This is a genomic window from Terriglobus sp. YAF25 (genome assembly GCF_052113305.1).
Classification (GTDB): Bacteria; Acidobacteriota; Terriglobia; order Terriglobales; family Acidobacteriaceae; genus Terriglobus.
The window spans coordinates 1-5,537 of sequence record NZ_JBFRCY010000575.1; the positions used below are offsets into that span (position 1 = coordinate 1).

Here is a 5,537-nt window from a genome sequence, read left to right on the forward strand (position 1 = left end):
GCCGAGCGAACCAGCAGTTCTGTCTCGGTATCGACGGAGCTGGTCGCTTCATCCAGGATCAGGATGCCCGGTCGATGGGCCAGAGCACGTGCAAAAGAGATCAGTTGCTTCTGCCCGGTGGAGAAGGTGGCTCCGCGCTCGACGACCGGTTCTAGAAGACCTTTTGACAGGCTGCGGATGAAAGCTCCCAGATTGACGTCTTCGACCGCTTGCTGCAGTTGTTCTTCAGTAATCCACTCGCTTCCCAGGCGGATGTTCTGGGCAATGGTGCCGGTGAACAGGAATGGGTCCTGCAGTACGACGCCAAAGCGTCTGCGCAGGCGATTCAGATCCTGTAATCGGACGTCCACGCTATCCACGAGGACCTCGCCCCGCTGCACGTCGTAGAAGCGCATCATCAGGCTGGTGATGGTCGTCTTGCCCGCGCCGGTGTGGCCCACAATGGCGGCGGTCTCATCGGGGGCGATGATGAATGAGACCCCCTTCAGAATCCATTCAATCTGGGTGTCGGCAGCCAACTCTTCATCCGTAGCGGAGGAGACGAAGACTTGCTGGGCCTCGGTCAGGCGCTGATAGGTGAACCAGACGTTGCGGAATTCGACCGCGCCGGAGTTATCGCCGGCAATCGGTTGTGCWGGTGACTGGATCGTGGGAGCGGTATCCAGCAGCTTGAAGATGCGCTCCGCGGCTGCCATCGCTGCCTGCAGGATGTTGTACTTTTCGCTGAGGTCCTGGATGGGGCGGAAGAACCGCTGTGCATACTGCATGAAAGCGATCAGCACGCCGAGAGTGACATACCCGGAGAGGACGCCGGCTCCGCCGCGCCAGATCACCAGTGCGATGGCTGTCGCTGAAAGCAGTTCGACGGCCGGGTAATACAGCGCATAGGCGAAGATTGCATCGGTCCACGCCTGTTTGTTTTCATCGTTGACGGCGGAGAAGTCACGGAAGGCGCGCTTCTCGCGGTTGAACATCTGTACAACCGCCATGCCCGAGACATACTCCTGCGTGAAGGAGTTGATGCGCGCTGTCGCGCCGCGCTGGCGCCTGTAGCTGTTCCGCACATGGTCGCGGAACAACTTTGTACAGTAGATGATGGCCGGAATCACCGAGAGCGTCATCAGCGCCAGCAGGGGATTCATCTGCACCATCACAATCACGATGAACAGCAGGACGAAGACGTCCTCGAAGATGGCCAGCACGCCCGAGGTGAACATCTCGTTCAGGGCGTCGACATCGCCGGTGACGCGCGTCACCAGCCGGCCCACGGGGTTGTGGTCGTAAAAGCTGACGTCCATGCGCTGCAGATGCCGGAAGATCTGGCTGCGCATATCGAACATCACGCGCTGCCCGGTCCACTGCATCAGGTAGGTCTGCATGAACTCCAGGCCATAGCTCACCAGCAGAGCTATGAGATACAGCGCCGCAAGCTGGGAGATACCGGTAATCGGGTCGTGGCTCAGATAGCGGACGATCCAGGCCGGTTTGTGCCCCGGTTCGGGAGTCATATAGGCATCGACGCCTACCTTGACCAGGAACGGTCCTGCCACGTCCGCCCCCGCCTTCAACAGGATCGCCAAAGCGGAGATCAGGGCGTGACCGGTGTATGGCCGCAGATAGGTCAGCAAACGCCGCATCAGGCGTGAATCGAATGCTTTACCAACCGGGTCAGCCTGGGAGTGCAGTCCTTCGTCGACCAGGAATCACGCGCCGTCGGCCGCTTCCACACAAAGGATGTCTGCCTGGCCGAGATCGCCCGTCTCCGCTCCGCAGGTGTGCAGGAGATCAATGTCGATCTGATCGCAGGCCTGCCGCACCAGACTCCCGAGAGCTGGCGCATCTCCCTGGAGCAGGCCGCTGCCGCAGGTGTGCCTCATGCCAGTATTTACATGCTGGAGGTCGATGAAGAGTCCCGGCTCGGAAGGGAACTCATCGCCGGTGGCGTCCGTTACCACGCCCACCATGTGCCCGACGATGGCCTGGTGGCAGAGATGTATCTGGAGGCCTGTGAGTTCCTGGGGAACAACAGCATTCCTCAATACGAGATCTCGAACTTCGCCCGTCCTGGCCACGCCTCCCGCCACAACCTTAAGTATTGGAAGCGCTTTCCATACCTCGGTCTGGGGTTGGACGCACATTCTATGCTAGGCGATCGGCGCTTCCAGAACACAGACGATCTGAACGCCTATCTGAAAGGCAATGCATCGCCGGATCCGGTTGCTGTCTCGCCGCATGAGGCATCGGAGGAAGAGGTCTTCCTCGGCCTGCGGCTGAATGAGGGAATTCTTCTTCCTGAAGAAGGTCCCGTCGTTCCTGTGATGCAGCAGTTGGTTCGAGAGGGTCTGATGCAGCTTCAGGGAGACCGGGTCGCTTTGACCCCGAAGGGGCGTCTTCTCTCGAACGACGTCTTCACCGAGCTTCTGGGTGCTGGAGCATTTTCCCTGTAGGTGCAGAGTGGGGCTTCCGCATCTATGGGCGTTTCCGCAACGAAAACGCCGCTGCACTCCTCTTTCGGGATAGCCAGCAACAGGGAAAATGCTCTACTGCCTGAGACAATACAGGCATGGAGATTATCGAGCTTCGCAGCGATACGTTGACCAAACCCACCGCCGCTATGCGCCAGGCTATGGCTACCGCCGAGGTCGGCGACGATGTCTACGGGGAAGACCCAACGGTCAACCGGCTGGAAGCGCGAGCCGCACAAGTCTTCGGTAAAGAAGCTGCGATCTTTGTTCCCACCGGGTCGATGGGCAACCTCACCTCCATCATGGTTCATACACGGCCGGGGCAGGAGGTTATCTGCGAATCACGCGCCCATATTCTCGACTGGGAGATGGGATCGATGGTCTYCGTCGCGGGAACTGTGCCTCGCACTATCTTTGGAGACCGGGGCGTGCTTACCTGGGCTCAGATCCGCGAAAAGATTGTCCTCAATACCGCAGCGTATTACCGCGCGCGTACGGGGCTGATCGAGCTCGAGAACTCGCACAACATGGCAGGAGGAACGGTCACGCCGCTCGATGTCTTTGAGGAGATCTGGGCTGGTGCCAAGGAGTGTGGCATTCCGACGCATCTGGATGGAGCCCGCGTCTTCAACGCCGCCATCGCGCTTGGTGTTTCCGTCTCACGGCTGACCAGTGGCTTCGACACGGTCATGTTCTGCCTCTCCAAAGGCCTGGCTGCGCCCGTCGGCTCGATGATTGTCGGCAGCCGCGCATCCATCGACCGTGCACGTGTCATTCGCAAGACCCTGGGTGGTGGCATGCGGCAGGCAGGTGTACTGGCCGCGCCTGGCTTGATTGCCCTGGAGGAGATGTCCAAACGGCTCGCGGAAGATCATGCGAATGCCCGTCTGCTGGCGGAAGCGATTGCCACCTCTCCAGCCGCGGAGATCGATCTTTCAAGCGTACAGACCAATATCGTGATCTTCCGTCTGGCCGGCCAGGGGGATGCGGTAGGGCTTGTTCGCCGCCTGGAAGCAAAGGGCATTCGTTGCAGCGCCATCGGTCCGCATGCAGTGCGGCTGGTAACGCATAACGACGTTTCGCACGCGCAATGCGAAACCGCAGCGAAGCTGATTGTGGAAGAGCTGAACGCCTAGGGTTGTATCGAAAAATTCGGAAACAGAAGGCGCTAGAGCATTTCTCCTGTAGGTGTAGTGTAGGGATTCGTTATCTATGGGCGTTTTCCGCAATGAAAACGCCGCTGCACTCCCCTTCCGGACTACCCCGCAACAGGAGAAATGCTCTAGTTGCCCCATTCTGCGCAGTCTTATCGCGAAGGATGGGGYAACTAGCGAACTTGTTCGTTGGGGTTTAGCGTGGGGTATCGCGCTTCGCGCGACCGTATTTTTGATCTTTCAGACGATGATGCAGAAAAGGTTAGATAAGTACTTGGGATGGTGAGAGCCGGGCCATGTCCCCGAGGGACATGGGGCACCCGATGTATGGGCTATCTCGAATTTGCCGATACACCCTAGGCAGTCTCTGCCGGTGCGTGTACGACGAATTTCCGCGGCAGGGTCACCGTCACTTTGACTCCCGTACCATCGGGGAAGGCGGGACTTTCGAGCTCGATCCGGCCTCCATGCTTGCTTAGAATGCCGCGGCTGACCCACAGACCAAGGCCTGTGCCTCTTTCTCCCTTCGTCGAGAAGAAGGGTTGAAAGAGGTTCTGCTGGGTTTGCTCGTCGATCGCCGGTCCGCTGTTGGTCAGTATGACCCGTGCCCCATCGCCCAGCTTGATTAGTTCTACTCGGACGGATCCCCCGGGGTCAGCGGCTTCGTAGGCGTTGGTGATCAGATTGGTGACGAGTCCAGCGGGTTATGAATCTCATGCGCGATGGTGGCTGCCAACCTCCCGGTAACAGCAAGCCGCTCATTGGAGATAAGAATCCGCTGTGTCTGCTTCTCATGGGTGATATCGCGGAAGACAATCACAACGCCCACCATCAGCCCCTCTGCGTCGCGAATAGGAGCTCCTGAGTCGTCGATGTGAACCTCGGTCCCGTCGCGGCGCCGCAGAATGGTGTGGTTGGCAAGCCCCATAACGCGGTCCATACGTTTTACCCGGGCGATCGGGCTTTCGATCGGCAACCGGGTCTCTTCGTTGACGATATCGAAGACATCTTCGATGGGCTGACCGAAGGCTTCATCAATCGTCCAGCCAGTCAGCTCCGACGCAATCGGATTCAGCATGGTCACCAGCCCATGTCCATCGGTGACGATCACGCCGTCGCCAATCGAAACCAGTGTCGTCCGCAGCCGCTGCTCTGACGCAAAGAGCTGATCGGCTCGCTCCTGCAGTGACGTCACCGATGTCTGGAAGCTGAGAGAGACACGGTTGAGCTGATGGTTCATGTAGATTGCGATCAAAGTCCCGGTCAGAAGGGAAAGAACAAGCAGGTAGACCCTGGTGATGCGTGCCCGCTCTTGCCAGACCCCTACGCTCTGCTGCCGCAGAACGCTGGTCGCCTGCATCGTCTCTGAAAACTGACTGCGGATGGTATCCATCTGCGCTTTGCCCTGCAGATTTACCTCAACCGGGTTCTCGGCTTTACCTGTGCGTAGAGCCTCTATCTGGAGATCGGCGAAGCCATGTTTCCATTGCAGATAGGATGCCCGGAGATTACGGATGCGGGTGGTTTGGGACAAGCTCAGGCCGGGTGTCTGTTCAACGTCATTCAATCTCTGGACAATCTCGCCTTCATGGCCGCGATACAGATCGAGAAATTGTTCGTCATGCGTGAGCTGGTAGCCCCGGAGTCCAGTCTCCTGGTCGAGGATGAGCTTTTGTGCCTGCCCCAGCCGTTGCAGGTTCCGGTCGATCAGTTGTAGCTGGTTCACCGCCAGATTGGCGGAACGGATCTGCCACGACAGGACTCCACTGACGATCAGCAATGCGGCAATCGGCAGCAGAAATGTCAGCAGAAGGATCCGTCGAAATTCACGAATGTCCAATGAGCGGCACCTTATTGCGGACTGCGGTCCGAGAACAGGCGCTTCAAATTCGCCAGCAATGCGGGCGCGCCCTCTCCC

General features: G+C 58.7%; 5 protein-coding genes. 2 read left to right on the forward strand and 3 right to left on the reverse strand.

Features of this window, described 5'->3' with window-relative positions; genetic code table 11:
• The coding region (locus AB4043_RS20370; protein ID WP_442307923.1) for an ABC transporter ATP-binding protein at window positions 1-1,700 on the reverse strand (1,700 nt) is incomplete at its 3' end.
• Between AB4043_RS20370 and AB4043_RS20375 the strand changes: the two genes are divergently transcribed.
• Both AB4043_RS20375 and AB4043_RS20380 read left to right on the forward strand, forming a co-directional pair.
• Window positions 1,680-2,447 carry a coproporphyrinogen-III oxidase family protein gene (locus AB4043_RS20375; RefSeq protein WP_442307920.1) on the forward strand — a complete coding sequence of 256 codons (768 nt, stop codon included), beginning with the start codon at window positions 1,680-1,682 and terminating at the stop codon, window positions 2,445-2,447. The genes AB4043_RS20370 and AB4043_RS20375 overlap by 21 nt on opposite strands.
• A gap of 116 nt (window positions 2,448-2,563) precedes the next feature.
• A complete protein-coding gene (locus tag AB4043_RS20380) occupies window positions 2,564-3,601 on the forward strand; it encodes a threonine aldolase family protein (RefSeq protein ID WP_442307921.1) in 1,038 nt (345 codons plus the stop codon).
• Between the two features lie 374 nt (window positions 3,602-3,975).
• On the opposite strand, the gene AB4043_RS20385 is transcribed toward AB4043_RS20380, so the two are convergent.
• Together AB4043_RS20385 and AB4043_RS20390 are read right to left on the reverse strand one after the other, a co-directional pair.
• Window positions 3,976-4,302 carry an ATP-binding protein gene (locus AB4043_RS20385; protein ID WP_442307924.1) on the reverse strand — a complete coding sequence of 109 codons (327 nt, stop codon included), beginning with the start codon at window positions 4,300-4,302 and terminating at the stop codon, window positions 3,976-3,978.
• A partial coding sequence (locus tag AB4043_RS20390) for a PAS domain S-box protein (protein WP_442307922.1) occupies window positions 4,299-5,537 on the reverse strand: 1,239 nt, incomplete at its 5' end. The genes AB4043_RS20385 and AB4043_RS20390, both read right to left, overlap by 4 nt.